Source organism: Streptomyces sp. NBC_00252, from assembly GCF_036187565.1.
Lineage (GTDB): Bacteria > Actinomycetota > Actinomycetes > Streptomycetales > Streptomycetaceae > Streptomyces.
Map to the genome: position 1 here is coordinate 6859426 of NZ_CP108087.1, position 16469 is coordinate 6875894.

Annotated in this window: 14 protein-coding genes and 3 tRNA genes; 4 read left to right on the forward strand and 13 right to left on the reverse strand. The window is 69.6% G+C overall.

Going from position 1 to position 16469, the window contains the following annotated elements:
• Nucleotides 1-58 precede the first annotated feature (58 nt).
• The 4 genes from OHT77_RS30370 to OHT77_RS30385 form a co-directional block, all read right to left on the reverse strand.
• Complete coding sequence (locus OHT77_RS30370; RefSeq protein ID WP_328831601.1) at nt 59-1987, reverse strand: ABC transporter ATP-binding protein; 1929 nt, start codon at nt 1985-1987, stop codon at nt 59-61.
• Nucleotides 1987-3720, reverse strand: coding sequence for an ABC transporter ATP-binding protein (locus OHT77_RS30375; protein ID WP_266768398.1), 1734 nt, complete (start codon nt 3718-3720; stop codon nt 1987-1989). Before OHT77_RS30375 ends, OHT77_RS30370 begins: the two co-directional genes overlap by 1 nt.
• Nucleotides 3721-3883: 163 nt before the next feature.
• Nucleotides 3884-5341, reverse strand: coding sequence for a xylulokinase (locus OHT77_RS30380; protein ID WP_328831603.1), 1458 nt, complete (start codon nt 5339-5341; stop codon nt 3884-3886).
• 51 nt (nt 5342-5392) lie between these two features.
• Complete coding sequence (locus OHT77_RS30385; protein ID WP_266768396.1) at nt 5393-5698, reverse strand: YtxH domain-containing protein; 306 nt, start codon at nt 5696-5698, stop codon at nt 5393-5395.
• A gap of 156 nt (nt 5699-5854) precedes the next feature.
• Between OHT77_RS30385 and OHT77_RS30390 the strand changes: the two genes are divergently transcribed.
• The 3 genes from OHT77_RS30390 to OHT77_RS30400 all read left to right on the forward strand — a co-directional run bounded on the left by OHT77_RS30390 (nt 5855) and on the right by OHT77_RS30400 (nt 6258).
• A tRNA-Asn gene (locus OHT77_RS30390) sits at nt 5855-5927 on the forward strand.
• 6 nt (nt 5928-5933) lie between these two features.
• Nucleotides 5934-6006: transfer RNA gene (locus OHT77_RS30395), tRNA-Asn, on the forward strand.
• Nucleotides 6007-6184: 178 nt separating this feature from the next.
• Nucleotides 6185-6258 (forward strand) — tRNA-Ile (locus OHT77_RS30400).
• Between the two features lie 153 nt (nt 6259-6411).
• Here the strand turns inward: OHT77_RS30400 and OHT77_RS30405 are convergent.
• The 8 genes from OHT77_RS30405 to OHT77_RS30440 form a co-directional block, all read right to left on the reverse strand.
• Complete coding sequence (locus OHT77_RS30405) at nt 6412-7179, reverse strand: LamG-like jellyroll fold domain-containing protein (protein ID WP_328831604.1); 768 nt, start codon at nt 7177-7179, stop codon at nt 6412-6414.
• A 229-nt stretch (nt 7180-7408) separates the two neighbouring features.
• A complete protein-coding gene (locus OHT77_RS30410) occupies nt 7409-8200 on the reverse strand; it encodes an enoyl-CoA hydratase/isomerase family protein (protein ID WP_328831605.1) in 792 nt (263 codons plus the stop codon).
• Nucleotides 8201-8226: 26 nt separating this feature from the next.
• A complete protein-coding gene (locus OHT77_RS30415) occupies nt 8227-9474 on the reverse strand; it encodes a cytochrome P450 (RefSeq protein ID WP_328831606.1) in 1248 nt (415 codons plus the stop codon).
• A gap of 105 nt (nt 9475-9579) precedes the next feature.
• Nucleotides 9580-10959, reverse strand: coding sequence for a cytochrome P450 (locus OHT77_RS30420; protein WP_328831607.1), 1380 nt, complete (start codon nt 10957-10959; stop codon nt 9580-9582).
• Nucleotides 10960-10967: 8 nt separating this feature from the next.
• Nucleotides 10968-11528 carry a GTP-binding protein gene (locus OHT77_RS30425; protein ID WP_266768387.1) on the reverse strand — a complete coding sequence of 187 codons (561 nt, stop codon included), beginning with the start codon at nt 11526-11528 and terminating at the stop codon, nt 10968-10970.
• A gap of 4 nt (nt 11529-11532) precedes the next feature.
• On the reverse strand, nt 11533-11919 hold the full coding sequence (locus OHT77_RS30430) for a DUF742 domain-containing protein (protein ID WP_266768386.1): 387 nt from the start codon (nt 11917-11919) through the stop codon (nt 11533-11535).
• Nucleotides 11912-12739, reverse strand: a complete 828-nt coding sequence (locus OHT77_RS30435; RefSeq protein WP_328834387.1) for a roadblock/LC7 domain-containing protein — start codon at nt 12737-12739, stop codon at nt 11912-11914. Before OHT77_RS30435 ends, OHT77_RS30430 begins: the two co-directional genes overlap by 8 nt.
• Nucleotides 12740-12759: 20 nt before the next feature.
• Entirely contained in the window at nt 12760-13866 is a 1107-nt protein-coding gene (locus OHT77_RS30440; RefSeq protein WP_266768385.1) for an ATP-binding protein, read from the reverse strand.
• 834 nt (nt 13867-14700) lie between these two features.
• Here OHT77_RS30440 and OHT77_RS30445 point away from each other — a divergent pair.
• Nucleotides 14701-15480, forward strand: coding sequence for a hypothetical protein (locus tag OHT77_RS30445; protein WP_328831608.1), 780 nt, complete (start codon nt 14701-14703; stop codon nt 15478-15480).
• A gap of 50 nt (nt 15481-15530) precedes the next feature.
• Here the strand turns inward: OHT77_RS30445 and OHT77_RS30450 are convergent, their stop codons facing one another.
• Complete coding sequence (locus OHT77_RS30450; protein ID WP_328831609.1) at nt 15531-16469, reverse strand: hypothetical protein; 939 nt, start codon at nt 16467-16469, stop codon at nt 15531-15533.

The window sequence follows — 16469 nt, forward strand, 5'->3', positions numbered from 1 at the left end:
AACTGCGCGACCAGCCACGACGGGCCGTCGGACGAAAGACGACGGCCCGCCCCGGAGGCTAGTCGACCTCCGCAACCGCCTGCGCGAACTGCGCCTTGTACAGCCGCGCATACGCCCCGTCCGCCGCCAACAGGTCCGTGTGCGCGCCCTGTTCGACGATGGAGCCGTTCTCCATGACGAGGATCGTGTCCGCGTCCCGGATCGTGGAGAGCCGGTGCGCGATCACGAACGACGTGCGGCCGTGCGCGAGCTTGGCCATCGCCTTCTGGATCAACACCTCCGTGCGGGTGTCCACGGAGGACGTCGCCTCGTCGAGCACCAGGATCGTCGGGTCGGACAGGAACGCCCGCGCGATGGTGATGAGCTGCTTCTCACCGGCGCTGACGCCCGTGCCCTCGTCGTCGATGACCGTGTCGTAGCCCTCGGGCAGCGTACGGACGAACCGGTCGGCGTGCGCCGCCCGCGCCGCCTCCTCGATCTCGCCCCGGGTGACCTCGCGCGAGGCCCCGTACGCGATGTTGTCCGCGATGGAGCCGCCGAACAGCCAGGTGTCCTGGAGCACCATGCCGATCCCGGACCGGAGTTCGTCCCGGGACATCCGCGCGATGTCCACGCCGTCGAGGGTGATGCGCCCGCCGGAGACCTCGTAGAACCGCATGAGGAGGTTCACCAGGGTCGTCTTGCCGGCACCGGTCGGGCCGACGATCGCGACCGTGTGGCCCGGTTCCACCGTCAGCGAGAGGTCCTCGATGAGCGGCTTGTCGGGGTCGTAGCGGAAGGAGACGTGCTCCAGGGCGACCAGGCCGCGCAGTTCCGCGGGGCGTTCGCTCGGCATCGGGTCGGGGGCCTGCTCCTCGGCGTCGAGGAGTTCGAAGATCCGCTCGGCCGAGGCGACGCCGGACTGGACCAGGTTCGCCATCGACGCGACCTGGGTCAGCGGCATGGAGAACTGGCGCGAGTACTGGACGAACGCCTGCACATCGCCGATGGAGAGCGAACCGGACGCGACGCGCAGGCCGCCCACCACCGCCACCAGCACGTAGTTGAGGTTCGAGACGAACATCATCAGCGGCTGCATGATCCCGCTGTTGAACTGCGCCTTGAAGCCCGCCTCGTACAGCGCGTTGTTCTGCTCGGCGAACAGGTGCGCCGACTCGTCCTGCCGGCCGAAGACCTTGACCAGGTTGTGCCCGGTGTACATCTCCTCGACGTGCGCGTTGAGCTTGCCGGTGGAGCGCCACTGCTGCACGAAGTGCGGCTGCGAGCGCTTGCCGATGCGGGTGGCGACGAGGAACGACAGCGGCACGGTCACCAGCGCGACCAGGGCGAGCAGCCAGGACACCCAGAACATCATCGCGAGGACGCCGATGATCGTGAGCAGCGAGTTGATCAGCTGGCCCATCGACTGCTGGAGCGTCTGCCCGATGTTGTCGATGTCGTTGGTCGCGCGGGACAGCACCTCACCGCGCTGCCGCTTGTCGAAGTACGACAGCGGGAGCCGCGACATCTTCGTCTGCACGCTCTCGCGCAGCCGGAACATGGTCCGGTTGACCGCCCGGTTGACCATCCGGGTCGCCACCGCCATCAGCAGCCCGGCCACCAGGAACGTGCACAGCGCGAGCAGCAGCACATGACCCACCGAGGTGAAGTCGATGCCCTTGCCCGGCGTGAAGTCCGTGCTCTTGAGCATGTCCGCGACCGAACCCTGGCCGCGGTCGCGCATCGCCTGGAGAGCCTGCGCCTTGGTCGTCCCGGCCGGCATCTGCCGCCCGATGATGCCCGCGAACACCAGGTCGGTGGCGTTGCCGAGGATCTTCGGCCCGACCACGTTCAGCCCGACGCTCACCACGACGCACATCAGCAGGATGCCGATGGTCACCCGCTCCGGCCTGAACTGGCCGATCAGCCGCTTGCCGGACACCTTGAAGTCCATCGAACGGGCGTCGGGGCCCGTCCCGGCCATCATCCGCCCCATGGGCCCGGCCATCAGGCAGCCTCCGCTTCCGTCAGCTGGGAGAGCACGATCTCCCGGTAAGTCTCGTTGTCCGCCATCAGTTCGTGATGGCGGCCCGTCCCCACGACCCGGCCCTCGTCGAGTACGACGATGCGGTCGGCGTCCCTGATGGTGGCCACCCGCTGCGCCACGATCACCACGGTCGCCTCGGCGGTCTCCTGCGAGAGCGCCGCCCGCAGCGCCGCGTCGGTCGCGTAGTCGAGGGCGGAGAAGGAGTCGTCGAAGAGGTAGATCTCCGGCCGCTGCACCAGCGTCCGGGCGATCGCGAGCCGCTGCCGCTGACCGCCGGAGACGTTGGTGCCGCCCTGGGCGATGGGGGAGTCGAGGCCGTTCTCCAGCCCCTCGACGAAGCCCTTGGCCTGCGCCACCTCCAGCGCGTGCCACAACTCCTCGTCGGTGGCGTCGGGATTGCCGTAGCGAAGGTTGGTCGCGACCGTGCCCGCGAAGAGGTACGGCTTCTGCGGGACCAGGCCGACCGTCTTGGCGAGCAGCACCGGGTCGATGGTCGACACGGCGACCCCGTCGACGAGGACCTCCCCGTCGGTCGCGTCAACCAGACGCGGGACCAGACTCAGAAGGGTGGACTTCCCGCTGCCGGTCGAGCCGATCACGGCCGTCGTCTCGCCCGGGCGGGCCACCAGGTCGATGGACTTCAGTACGGGTTCCTCGGCGCCCGGGTAGCAGAACCCGACCCCGCGGATCTCCAGGTGCCCGTGCCGGCGCAGCTGGGTGACGGGCGCGAGCGGCGGCACGACACTGCTCTCGGTGTCGAGGACCTCCTCGATGCGCTCGGCACAGACCTCCGCGCGCGGCACCATCATGAACATGAAGGTGGCCATCATCACGGACATCACGATCTGCATGAGGTAGGCGAGGAACGCGGTCAGATCGCCGATCTGCATCCCGCCGCTGTTGATGCGGTGCGCGCCGAACCACACGACGGCGATCGACGACAGGTTCACCGTGGTCATGACCACCGGGAACATCAGCGCGAGCAGGTTGCCGGTCCTCAGCTGCATCTCGGTGAGATCGCTGTTGGCCTTCCGGAACCGGTCCTTCTCGTACTCGTCCCGGACGAAGGCGCGGATCACGCGGTTGCCGGTGATCTGCTCGCGCAGCACCCGGTTCACCGCGTCGAGCCGCACCTGCATCGACCGGAACAGCGGCCGCAGCCGGCGCACGATCAGCGTCACGCAGATCGTCAGCGTCGGCACCACGGCGACCAGCACCGCGGACAGCGGCACGTCGAGACCGAGCGCCAGGATGATCCCGCCGACGCACATGATCGGCGCCGACACCAGCAGCGTGAACGTCATCAGGGTCAGCATCTGGACCTGCTGGACGTCGTTGGTCGTCCGGGTGATCAGCGAGGGCGCGCCGAACTGGCCGACCTCGCGGGCCGAGAACGACTGCACCCGGTCGAAGATGGCACCCCGGATGTCCCGGCCGACGGCGGACGCGGTGCGCGCGCCGAAGTAGACGGCACCGGTGTTGCACACGACCTGGACCAGCGAGATCCCGATCATCAGGGCGCCGAAGGACAGGATGTAGCCGGTGTCACCCTTCACCACACCGTTGTCGATGATGTGCGCGTTCAGAGTGGGCAGGTAGAGGGTGGCGCAGGTCTGCAGGAACTGCAGCAGCACCAGAAGAAGGATGGGTTTCCTGTAGGGCCTGAGATAGGTCCGCAGAAGTCGTATGAGCACGCTGGGTCTCTCGGAGTCGGCGGGTGGAGGGCGGGCGGTGTGCCCCTCGCCCCTATCGTCGAACACTCCACCCGCGTTACCTCAACCGATTAAGCCAACAGCAGTGCCCCACGCGCCGTTATGCACCCTTGAGTGCGCTATTCAGGCCGACGACTGAACACACCTACGAGCGGAACGCGCCCGGATGCGTCTGTTCCCGTACCGACACGTACTGCTGCCGCACGGCCTGTCCTACGGCCAGTTCGTCGCCCGGCTCGAAGACCTGGGCGACCGGTCCCTGCCAGGGCGGCGGGTTGCGCGGGTCCAGGGTGCCCTGCGAGACCCCGAGCGCCCACGCGGCCTGCCGGGCGGCACCGATCGCGGCGTAGTCGGCGGGCTGCGGTACGACGACCTGCGTCCCGAACAGCGCGGGCGCCGCGGCCTGCACGGCGGGCAGCTCGGCGGCGGACCCGAGCAGGAAGAGCCGCCGTACGGCCACGCCCCGCCCGCGCAGCACGTCCAGCGCGTCCGCGAGCCCGCACAGCATGCCCTCGAACGCGGCCCGCGCGAGATGCTCCGCCTTCATCGACTCCCGCCGCAGCCCGGCCAGCGTCCCCGCGGTGTGCGGCAGATTCGGTGTCCGCTCACCCTCCAGATAGGGCAGGAACACCAGCCCGTGCGCCCCCGGCGTCGACTTCATCGCCAGCTCGGACAGACTCTCCAGATCGGGCAGCCCGAGCAGCTCGGCGGCGCCCCGCAGGGTCCGCACGGCGTTGAGGGTGGTGACGACCGGCAGATGCATCCCGGTCGCGTCGGCCAGCGAGGTGATCATCCCGCTCTGATCGACGAGCGCCTCGGGGTGCACGGCCATCACGGACCCGGAGGCCCCGAGCGACACGACCGCGTCCCCGAACCCGATCCCGAGCCCGAACGCGGCGGCCATGGTCTCGCCGGTGCCCGCGGAGATCAGCAGGCCCTCCGGGGTCGTACCGGCCGCGTCGGACGGGCCGATCACCTCGGGGAGCATGGCCTGGTGGCCGAGGGCGAGTTCGACGAGGTCGGGCCGGTAGCCACCGCTGGCGGCGGACCAGTAACCGGTCCCGGAGGCCCCACCCCGGTCGGTGGTTCTCCGCACCGGCCGCCCGAGCAGCTGCCACACGAGCCAGTCGTGGGCCTGCAGCAGCGCGGCCGTACGCCGGGCGTTGTCGGGCTCGGTCCTGTTCAGCCAGCGGAGCTTGGTGACGGGGTGCGCGGCCTGCGGTACGGAACCCACCGCCTGCGCCCACGCCTCACGCCCGCCGAGCGCGTCGATGAGGTCGGCCGCCGCGACCTGCGCCCGCTTGTCACCGCCGACCATCGCGGGCCGCACGGTGTTGCCCTGCGCGTCCAGCGGCACGACCGCGTTCTGCTGCGCGGAGACGCCGATGGCCTGCACGCCCTCCAGCAGCCCCCCGCCGGCCGCTTCACCCAGCGACAACAGCCAGGCCTGTGGATCGACATCGGAGGGCCGCCCGCCGCCCTCGGTCTCGTTTTCGACCGGATGCGGCGCATATCCCTGCCTGAGCACGGACCCCGTGTCCGTGTCGCAGACGACGATACGAGTGAAATCGGGCGAACTGTCCAACCCGGCGACTATCCCCATGGCAGAAATTCTGCCGTACGGCGGGAGGTGGCGACGCCGGGTCGGCACTCCCTATGTGTTGCTGGTGCCCCAGTCGTCCTCGCCCGTGCCGTTCGCGTTGCGCTCACGCAGGGACCGTACGCGCTGGGCCACCGAGTCGGGGACCCGGTCGCCGACCTTCTCGCCGACCGCGTGGTACGCCTTGCCCGCGAACTGGCGGCCCTGCTGCGCCGCCGTCTCGGCGGTGTTGCGGACGGCGGGGTTCTGCGCGACCTGACGTGCCGACTTCTTCAGCTGCTCGTAGCGCTCGCGTCCGGCCCGCGTGCCCAGCACGTAACCCAGAGCCAGTCCGACGACGAACGTGAGCTTGTAGCGCATGACGGCCATCCTTCCCTTGCGTAGATCTCCGGCGCGGCTCGCTGCCGGGGGAACCGATTGGCGGAGCACCCCCCTGCTTGCGCTAATGTATGTGTCGCAGCGAGCGCACGCCCCCTGGCGAATACCCAGGGAGGTAGGTTCGATGCAACGAGGCATTCCCCTGTAGCTCAATTGGCAGAGCAGCCGGCTGTTAACCGGCAGGTTACTGGTTCGAGTCCAGTCGGGGGAGCTTCGGTCTTCCGTAGCTCAATTGGCAGAGCAGCCGGCTGTTAACCGGCAGGTTACTGGTTCGAGTCCAGTCGGGAGAGCGCAGTGAGGAAGCAGTGATGAGGACCCCGTTGGGGTCCTTTTTCATGTCCCCCGGAACCGCTCGCGACGTGCGGCAGTCCTCATGGTCGTGCGAAGTCGACCATCCGAAGCAGGAGATCGTATGAGCGGCTATGCTGCGGCAGACGGCGCGTACAAATGTGCGCGACGCGCCGTAATGGGGCGGTAGCTCAGCCGGTTAGAGCAGCGGACTCATAATCCGTCGGCCGTGGGTTCGAGTCCCACCCGCCCCACCCTCGCCTCTTCCAGGAGAACCGTTTCCACCTGCGGAAACGTAGGAACGGGTGCCGTCACTCGAACGGGGTGACACCTGTGCAGCTGTTCAGGCCAACGGCCCGCCGGAACCCGGGTTCTGGCGGACCGTCGGGGACGTCAGGGAACAGGTGTCAGCACACGCAAGGGTCCGTACTCTGCCCCAGGCCGATGATGTCGCCGTCCCTCAGCGCGCCGGAGTAGGCCTGCAGCTCGTCCACGTCGCCGTGCAGGTACTCGCCCCAGCCGTCACCGGACCTGGCCCGGCCGATCTGGAGAGCGCCGGTGCTGTGCCAGCCGTCGGGGAGGGTCGCGGTCGCCTGGGCGTTGGTGTAGCCGTCGAGGTAGAGCTTGATCGTGTCGGTGGCGTCGTCGTAGACCACGGCGAGGCGATGGCCCTGGCCCTCGCCCCCGTCCGCGCCCACGATCTGGGACACCACCTTCTCGGGGGCTCCGGCCTCGTCCTTCTCCGGCATCACCAGTTGCCAGGTGTGCGTGGACGGCTCGTAGCGCACCTTGAAGGCGTCGGTGTGCTCGCCGGCCTGCGAGAGCACGGTCATCGGGTGGGCGGGCTCGGAGTCCGCGAGGCGTACGACGACGCCGAGCGTGAAGCTGTCCCCGGTGTCCACGACGGGCCCGTCGGCGGCGGCGTACCCGCTCTCGCCGTCCAGCCGCAGATGTCCGTCACCGACGAGCGGCGGCGGTACGTAGGTGCAGTCCGGGTCGATGTCCGGGATGCAGGAGTCGTCGGAGCCCTGGTAGATCGAAGCCCCCGTGCCGAGCCGCAGCGGCGCGCCGCCCGACTGCTCGGGGCTCACCCCGTCCGTTGCGTTCTCCAGCGACCAGTGGCCGAGCAACTTCGGCTTGCGGTACGCCAGTTCGGCTGCCTCGGCCGGGACCACGACCCGGTCGTGAACCTGTACGTCACCGATGTCGCCGTGCCATTGGTCCCCGTAGCCGGCAGTCCCGAGGGCACGCCCGATCTGGAAGGCGCCGGGCGCCTCGGCGGGGGTCGCGCAAGTGCTGGCTATTCGCAGCCGCCCGATCCCTTCAACTTGAGCTCCCCCGGATACCCGGCCCGCCGCATCGGGGGTAAGCGGCGGACCGAGCACGGTCGTGTGGGGGTGGCGGTCAGCGGGGTTGGGTGAGTTGGGCGGCGAGGAGGTGGGAGTCGAGCAGGGTGGTGTCGGATGCTCGGGCTGCCTTCACATAGCCGGTGAGCATGCGTTTGGTCAGGAGGAGGGACTGGGGGGAGCGTCGGGCGAGGGGTCTGGTCCAGGCGGTGATGGTGTCGTCCAGGTCGTCGAGGGGGGCGACCTTGTGGAGGAGGCCGAGGCGGTGGGCGGTGGGGGAGTCGAAGTCCTCGCAGGTGAGCATGAGCTCGCGGATCCGGGCGGCGCCGGCCTCCACGATCAGGCGTCCCATGCCGCCGCCCCACGCGGGTGCGAGGCCGAGGCCGACCTCGGGCATGCGGAAGCGGCAGGTGTCCGCCCCCGCGCGCAGATCGAAGTGGGCGGCCAGTGCGAGGCCCGCGCCGATGACGTTGCCGTGGAGGCGGGCGATGGTGACGGCGTGGGTGTTCTCCAGGGCCTGGCACAGGCGTTGGGCCTTGTCGGCGATGCGCCGGAGCGTGGCCCCGGTCGGATCGGTGGCCAGCGCGTCCTGGTACTCCCGGCGGTCTGCTCCCAGGCAGAAGTTCTCGCCGTGGGACGAGAGCACCAGGATGCGTACGTCGGGCTGTTCGTGGAGGCCGTCGAGGACGGCGATGAGGGCGTCCAGGACGGCGGAGCTCAGGACGTCGTCGTCCTGGGCGGAGGGGTTGAGCCGTGCGTGGAGGACGGGCCCGGTCCGGGTGAGGCTGAGGGGGGCGGCGGGGGATGCCGTCTCCGGGTGGTCCAGGGGCTCCGGAACGGGGGCGGGCACGGTGGCACCGGGGGGCATTGGCGAGTTCATGTCAGTGATACGTCCAGGTTCAGGAGCCGCCTGAACGCCACCCGGGGCGCCCGCGCGGGGCGGCGTACCAGGGTGAGTCTCGGCAGTCGGGCGATCATGCGGCGCAGCAGGGTCTGCGCCTCGAGCCGGGCCAGGGGTGCGCCCAGGCAGTAGTGGATGCCCCCGCTGAAGGCGAGGTGGGTCAGCTTGCGCCGGGGGGCGAAGGAGTCGGGGTCGGTGCACCGGGCCGGGTCGCGGTGGGCGGCACCCACCATGAGGTGGACCATCTCGCCGGCGCGGACCTCGGTGTCCTCCAGCCGGCAGTCCTGGGAGGCGACCCGGCTGATGACGTGGGTGGGAGGGTCGTAGCGAAGGGTCTCCTCCACGAACTCCGGTACGAGGTCCGGGTGTTCGGCGAGCAGGCTCCACCGGCCGGGGTCCTCCACCAGCAGGAGCACCATGGTCGACAGCAGTGTCGACGTGGTCTCCAGCGCGGCCAGCAGGACGAACAGGGCGAGGAAGTAGACGGCTTCGTCGGCCTTGTCCCGGTCCGGTTCGAGCTCGTCCCAGGCGCGTATCCACCGGGAGACGGGATCGTCGCCCGGATGTGCGCGCCGGTCGCGCACCAGCTCGAGGAAGTAGGCCCGCAGCTCCGCCATCGCGGCGTCGGAGCGGGCCAGCTGGCTGGCGTTCGGGAGCAACTCCTGGGTGAAGACCTGTTCGTGGGTCAGTTCGCGCAGCCGGGGCCAGTCCGCGCTGGGTATCCCGAGCCAGTCGCCGATGGTGGCGACCGGGAGTTCCTCGCTGACGAGTTCCGCGAAGTCGGCCTCCCCTGCGCGCAGACGCTCGTGCAGGGTGTCGAGAAGGCGGTCGACGATGTCGTTCACCCGTCGGCCGATCTGCTCGACGGTGGAGCGGTCGAAGGTGCCCGCCGACCGCCGCACCCGGGTGTGCTCCGGCGGGTTGAGGGCGGGCATGGTTCGGCTGATCTCCCGTGAGGAGGGGGCGCTCCAGCGGGTGCGCGCGCCCTGCCGAGCCCTCCAGTCGGTGTCCGGTTCGAGCCAGAGGCCGTTGCGCAGTACCTGGTCGCAGGTGCCGTAACCGGTCACGAGGTGACCGCCCCAGGGCGCGGGGCTGACTGTGCCGCGCGCCCTGAGTTCCGCGTAGATGGGGAAGGGATCGGCCTGTCCGTCAGCCGTCCGGAGACGGGAGAACAGGGAGACGGTGGCCCGACGGTCCGCTGTCGGAGTCGTGACGCTTCCCACGATGGTGGCTCCTCTCTGCCAGCCGCCATTCGTACCCGTGGGATGTTTGAATCATCCAATAACACAGTGCTTTCGTAGGGTTACTTACGTCACTCGCTCTTCACGTCACTCACCATTCACCCAGGCACGGAAGCGGCTGAACATCCCGCCCTTGGGACGCGGAGCGGCATGCGCGGCCGGCCGGCTGAACGCGGTCTGCTGCGGCACCGCGGCGGGAGCCTGCCCGATGTGCGGAGCGGCCGGCCGCGCCGGACGGGCCTTGGCCGCCGACGGCACCGCGCGCGGGGTGTACCGGATCGGCACGGTCACCAACTGGCGGCTCCACGGCGCCGGAACCCACGCGAGCTCCTTGAAGGGGATGCGCATCTCGACGTCGGGCAGCCGGTTGAGAAGGGACTCGACAGCAGTCGCGGCGATCATGAACGCCGGGTCCTTCGCAGGGCACGCGTGCGGACCGGCACCGAAGGCCAAGTGGGCCTTGGAGCTGAGCTGTTCGCGGTGCGCGGTCAGCTTCGGGTCGTTGTTGGCGGCCGCGAACGAAATCAGGACCGGGTCGCCCGACTGGAGCGTCCGGTCGCCCAACTCGACGTCCTGCGTGGGGTAGTGGGCCGCGTAGTTGGCGATCGGCGCGTAGTTCCACAGCGTCTTCACGACCGCGTCCTCGACCGGCAGACCGCTCGGCCAGTCGTCGCTGAGGTACAGCGCGGCGCTGGTGCCGATGGAGGCCGTCAGAGGTGCGGTTCCGCCGGAGAGCAGGGTGACGAGCTGGTGCAGGACCTCCTCGTCGGTCAGCCGCGAGGAGTGCACCATCAGCTGGGTGGTGAGGTCCTCGCCGGGCTGCCGGCGCTTGAGGGCGATCAGCTCGGCGAGCGCGCCGCCCAGCGTCTCGTCGGCACCCGGGATGCCCTGGAAGATGCCGGTGATGCCCGCGATCACACGGTCACCGAGCTCCGGCGGGCAGCCGAACAGCTCACCGAAGACCAGCAGCGGCAACGGCTGGGCGTACGCGGCCATCAACTCCGCCTGCCCGAGGGCCTCGGAGCTGAACTGGCTGATCAGGTAGTCGGCCGACTGCTGCGTCAGCCGGACGATCCGGCTCTGGTCGACGGTCGCGAGACTGTCCGTGACCGCCTGCCGCAGCCGGGCGTGCGCCGCGCCGTCGCTGAACAGGGCGTTGGGCCGGTAGCCCATCATCGGCAGCGCCGGGCTGTCCGCCGGCACCTGCCCGTCGTTCAGCGCGTTCCAGCGGCGCGAGTCCCGCACGAACAGGGTCGGGTTCTGCAGGATGTACAGGCTGGCGTCGTAACTCGTCACCAGCTCGACCTCGACGTCCGGCGCGATGTCGACCGGGGCGCTCGGCCCCAGGGTGCGCAGCCGGGCGTAGGTGCTCTCGGGGTCGGAGCCGAAGTCGCTGCCGTACAGCGGGACGTTGCCGTGCGCGGGGCAGCCGGCCGGTGCCCCGGAAGGGTCGAAGGGCTGTTGCATGCTGGCTCCTAGCCGAGTGAGGACAAGAGGTGCTTCACGAGCGTGATGAGTGCCTGCATCGAGGAGTCCTGGTCACGGACGTCGCAGTGGATGACCGGGGTCTCCTCGGCGATGTTGAGTGCCTCGCACACTTCGTCCAGCGGGAACTGGTGCTTCCCCTCGAACGTGTTGACGCCGATGACATACGGCAGGCCGAACGCCTCGACCAGGTCGAGGACGGGAAACGTCTCCTCCAGCCGCTCGGGGTCCGCCAGGACGAGCGCCCCCAGCGCTCCCCGGGACAGCCCCTCCCACATCTGCTTGAACCGCTCCTGACCGGGGGTTCCGAAGATGTAGAGGACCAGGTCCTCGCCGAGGGTGAGACGCCCGAAGTCCATCGCCACGGTCGTGGTCGTCTTGTCCGGGGTCTCGGAGAGGTCGTCGAGCCCCTCGCTGGCCTCGGTGATCTCCTCCTCGGTCTGCAGCGGCTCGATCTCGGAGACGCTTCCGATGTACGTGGTCTTCCCGACCGCGAAGTGGCCCACGACCAGGATCTTCACGGAGCGGGAGACGTCGGGATCCAGATACACGGGACTACGCTCCGGTTCGAATTCGCATCAGGCCGTCGAGCACGGCGGTCAGCAGGACGGGGTCGTGGCGTTCGGCGTGCGGCACCGGGTCACGCACATGGATCAGACCGTCCTCGGCCATCTGCGCCAGCAGGATGCGGACGATGCCCAGGGGCAGCCGGGTGTGCGCGGCGACCTCGGCGACCGAGAGGAAGCCGTCCGCGATCAGGTCCATGACCGTACGGGCCTCGGGGGACAGCGTGCGGGCCGCCGCCAGGGCGCCGTCCTGGGCCGTGATGATCGTGGTGTGCTCGTACTCGCTCTCCCGCGGCAGCGCGCGACCCTGCGCGATGACGAAGAGTGGGACTAATGGGGCCGTCAGTTCCAGCTCGCCGTCCAGGTCGTCACGCATCGCCCGTCCTTCCTCCGCGAGCGGCCGACCCGGCGGTGAGCGCCGGCATCGTGTCGCCCAGACGTACGGTGAATTCCTCGATGTCACAGCCGTGTTCGGCGGCCGCCGCGAGGAAGGCACCCTCGCCCGCCGCGATCAGGAACACCCAGCCGTGCTCGAACTCGATGACCGTCTGCATCCACTCGTCGTCCTGCTGACCGCCCGCGAACGGCGCGGTCGCCCGGCTGTACGCGTGGATGCCCGTCATGGCCGCCGAGATCGTGTCCGCCAGGTTCCTGCCGATCCCCGCGCTCGCCCCGCGCGGCAGACCGTCCGCGCCGAGCAGCAGAGCGTGCAGGGCGCCCGGCACCGACGCCACCGCCTTGTCCAGCTCCGCGAGCAGGAAGACCCCGCCGCCCTCCGCGTCCCGCTGCGCCGAGGCGACGTCCACGCTGTGGGCCGCGTCGCCCGCGGTCACCCGCGGCGGCGCCGTCAGGTTGTTGCCCAGCCGGGAGACCAGCCGGTTCATCCGGAACGAGAGCTGCTCCATGTCCACGTCGGGCTCCGCGGCGGCGGCCAGGTAGGCACCCTGCCCGGCCCCGATCAGGAACACCCAGCCGTGCTGGAACTCGATGACCGTCTGGATCCACTGCCGGTCCCTGGCCAGCCCGGCGAAGTGGGCGGTGGCCCGGCTGAGCGACTGCATCCCCGCCATGGCCGCGGAGATGGTCCGCACGTCCTGTCCGGTCAGGTCGTCCGTGGACCCGCGCGGAATCCCGTCCGCGGACAACACCACGGCGTGCCGAGCTCTCGGCACGTTGTCCACGATGTCCTGGACCATCCAGGACAGGTCTGCTGTACTCATGCGTTTTCGGACCCTCCGGGCGTCTGGGTGTCGAAGGAGGCCGTGTCACGCGCGGACTGCGTACCGCGCTGCAGGGCCGCCAGGCTGCCGGAGCCGCGCCGGGCACTCCGGCGGGGCGACTGCTCGCCACTGGTGGGGACACCGGTGGGCGACATACGGGATCCGCGCTTCGGCAGCCCGCCCGCCGTACGCGCCGACCGACCGGTCTCCATCGGCCGGATGCTGCTCACGGGCGCCTCGGTGGCCGGCGGCAGGGTCTCCTCCATGGTCCACAGCTCCTCGGGCAGAAGGACGACGGCCCGTACGCCGCCGTACCGGGAGACACCGGTGACATCCACCGTGAAGCCGTGCTGACGGGCGATCAGACCGATCACCGGGAAGCCGAACTTCGGCTGCGTGCCCAGCTCGGACAGCTGCGGAAGACCCTCCCCTGACAGCAGCGCGCTGGCCCGCTGCCGGTCCTCGTCACCCATGCCGACGCCCGCGTCGTCGATGACGATGCACAGGTTCTTCTGGGCCTGACGGAACGTGACCTCGATCGGCGCGTCCGCCTGCGAGAAGCTGGCAGCGTTGTCGAGGAGCTCGGCGACGGCCAGGGCGACCGGCGCGACGGCGGAGGCCTTCAGCGCGATACCGCTCGGCTGCATGATCTCGACCCGCTGGAAGTTGCGGATCTGGCTCTGCGCGCTGCGTACGACGTCGTAGACGCTGGCCGGCTGGTTGCGGCGGCCCAGCGGAGCGCCGCACATCACGGCGATGCCCTGTGCCTTGCGGGCCATCTGCGCGTTGGCGTGGGTGATGTCCATCAGGTCGGAGAGGACCGCGTGGCCGCCGTACTCGCGCTGCACCCCGTCCAGCAGGGTGGTCTGCTCGGCCGCGAGGCTCTGCAGGAAACGGGCGGCGCCCTTGAGGACCGCCTTGGTGTTCTCCTCGGCGGCCTGCCCCGCCTCGCGGATGACACCGTCCTGTTCGTCCCGCATCGTCACCAAGGCGGCCTGGGCGCGGTCGAGTTCACCCTGCGTGTACCGCAGCCGCGCCTCCAGCGCCGCCTCGGATTCCTTCTTCTTCCTCCCCAGGGCTCTGCTGCGGAGCACGAGAGCCACGACCGCGGCTGTGGCTATCACCGCTATCGCAACCAGGCACCAAAGAAGCACGTCTTGAGTCATGGAAACCTTTCCCGGCGCGTGGCGTGCAGGCGTCATCGAGTACGCCTTGCAGGGATCCGCAACCCGTCCAGGGGACTGCATGACTGATCGACGCGGAGGGGTGACCGCGTTCAGACTCGAAGTCTGACCAAAAGTGGATCAAGGTCGCAGACGGCGGAATGCTATCACCGTCAACGGGCGCATCAGAGTTCACTCCATCGGGTTTCACGGAGTTAACATGCCTGCTGCGCAAGGGGTGTTGACCGAACCGGGGCACCGGGGGCTCGGGCGCCGCGGGGTGTCGTCCTCGCCGCTCTGGTAAAGGCGACGAGATGTCCGTAATCGCGAAGTGGCCTGCGGGTGAACGGGGTTGTCGTAATCGGACGCCGGGGTGGCGGGACGTCGGCCTCGGCGACTCCAGGTGTTTCCACTGTCTCCACCACTTCATCACCCGGACTGCGCACAACATCCCCGCCCGGCTCCTCCCGGTTCGGCGCCAGGGACCCGCCCGGATTCGGCTCTCGCGCCCCCTCGGGTTATGCTTGATCTCGAGCCCGTCGCCGTAACTCCGGTCGGCCGGTGCTGCGTTGGTGGTCCAAGGAAAGACGCCCCGCTTCCCGCGGGGAAATGCAGGTGCAAGGCCTGCCCGGCGCTCGATCACAGGGGCTGTTCCGCACACGGTGCGGGACAGCCCCTGTTCGTTGTCCGGGAACCGGACCGGACTCACCCGAAACCGTGGAAGATCGCTGATCACATAGGCTCCCCCGGCACGCAGACGACAAGGGGAGGACCATGAGAGGCAGAACGGCCTGGGCCGCGGCAGGCGGGGCGGCGGCCTTGGTGCTGGTGACGGCGACCGGTGCGCACGCGGAGGGGCGGGGTGACGTCCGGGTGGTGAAGACCGTCGTCAACGGCGGCGGCAACGTCATCGTGGGGACGGCGAAGACGATCCGCTACCCGGTCGACATCACCGTCAAGGACAACTCGGGGGTGAAGGGGCTCACGGACGTCGCCACCTTCAACAAGTCGAGCGCCCTCACCTTCGCGACCTGGGACTACGACTCGTCCTGCACGAAGAAGACCGCGACGACCTCGGTGTGCCGGGCCACGATCACCATCGACCCCGCCGGGATCGCCGACAGCGACACCATCGACTCCAACAAGGTCGCCGGCGTCTGGCGGCTCGACGCGACCGTCAAGGCGAAGGACGGCGACTACTGGATCTCCGACGACATCGCCGACTACAAGGTCAAGCGGGCCGCCCAGCTCACCACCGTGATCGCACCGGAGAAGGTCGCGAAGAACGCGAAGGTGACGGTCACCGGCAAGCTGTCGCGGGCCAACTGGGAGGACCTCAAGTACCACGGTTACCCCGGGCAGCAGGTCAGGCTGCAGTTCAAGAAGAAGGGCACCGCCCACTACGGCACGGTCAAGACCGTGACGACGAACGGCACCGGTCAGCTCTCCACGAAGGTGACCGTCACCTCGGCAGGCAGCTGGCGCTGGTACTTCCCCGGCACCACGACCACCTCGCTGAAGTCGTCGACCGGGGACACCCTCGACCTGAAGTAGCCGACGCCGCGCAGGAGTTCGCTCCGGTCACCCCGCGATCCCCTGGCCGCTCAGGCCCAGCGGACGGGGTGGCCGGAGGAATCCGCGGTGAGCCAGGTTCCGTCCCCGAGGGGCTGGACGTCGTAGGCGTTCTCCGCATGGGCGTCGAACTCGGCCCGCACCCGGCCGGAGCGCGCGTCCACGCTGTAGTGGCGGAACCACTCCTGCTCGTCCTCCGTCTCGCCGACGAGGGAGACGATGAGGATGTCCGGGCTCAGATAGCCGCCGCTCCATTCCACGTAGATCTCGTCGGGGTCGTGTCCGAAGGCGTCGACGGAGAGCGCGAACCTCACCTCGCCGTCGGGGTAGGTGTGGACGGCGAGGTCGGTCTGCCCGTGGTCGACGGTCATGAACTCGTTGCCGTCCGGCGAGAGATCGATGAGGCACCGGTCGTCCCACGGGTACTTGACGAGGTCCAGCCGGTCCCCGGTCAGCGACGCACGGTAGACGACCGAGCCGTCCTGCCCCTCGCCGACGTCGAGGAGGACCTGACCGTCCGCCGGGTGCGGCAGTTGCGGTCCGCCGTGTCCCACGGTCTCCAGATCCGCCTGCGCGACGACCGCCCCGGTCCCGGCGTCCAGGGCGACCCACTGGTCGGGGCGCTCGCGTCCGGCCATGGCGTCGGGCCGGTACACCCACACCACCCGCCCGTCCGACGACAGCACACAGCTGGGCCGGTGCCCGTACGGCCGGTCCGACCGCGGCTCCAACGGCGACCGCCAGACCTCGGCCCCGTCCGCCGTCACGCACACCACCGCGTTGAGGGTCGCGTAGTAGGCGCGCTGAAGGTCGGCGGCAACCGCGTGGTCGACGACGACGTCATCGGGTGACGGCGGGAAGACCGTCACGGGCGACAGCACGCCCCGGGTGTCGGCGGCGGGGTCGTAGGCGCAGATACGTCCGTCGACGAGCCGCGTGAAGACCCGTGGGGGCAAAGGGAGTTGAGGCAC

Excerpts from the sequence above, each read along its gene's own strand:
- OHT77_RS30370 (WP_328831601.1), bottom strand. The coding sequence starts at position 1,987 with ATGGCCGGGCCCATGGGGCGGATGATGGCCGGGACGGGCCCCGACGCC.
- OHT77_RS30380 (WP_328831603.1), bottom strand. The coding sequence starts at position 5,341 with ATGGGGATAGTCGCCGGGTTGGACAGTTCGCCCGATTTCACTCGTATC.
- OHT77_RS30385 (WP_266768396.1), bottom strand. The coding sequence starts at position 5,698 with ATGCGCTACAAGCTCACGTTCGTCGTCGGACTGGCTCTGGGTTACGTG.
- OHT77_RS30420 (WP_328831607.1), bottom strand. The coding sequence starts at position 10,959 with ATGCAACAGCCCTTCGACCCTTCCGGGGCACCGGCCGGCTGCCCCGCG.
- OHT77_RS30430 (WP_266768386.1), bottom strand. The coding sequence starts at position 11,919 with ATGCGTGACGACCTGGACGGCGAGCTGGAACTGACGGCCCCATTAGTC.
- OHT77_RS30435 (WP_328834387.1), bottom strand. The coding sequence starts at position 12,739 with ATGGTCCAGGACATCGTGGACAACGTGCCGAGAGCTCGGCACGCCGTG.
- OHT77_RS30445 (WP_328831608.1), top strand. The coding sequence starts at position 14,701 with ATGAGAGGCAGAACGGCCTGGGCCGCGGCAGGCGGGGCGGCGGCCTTG.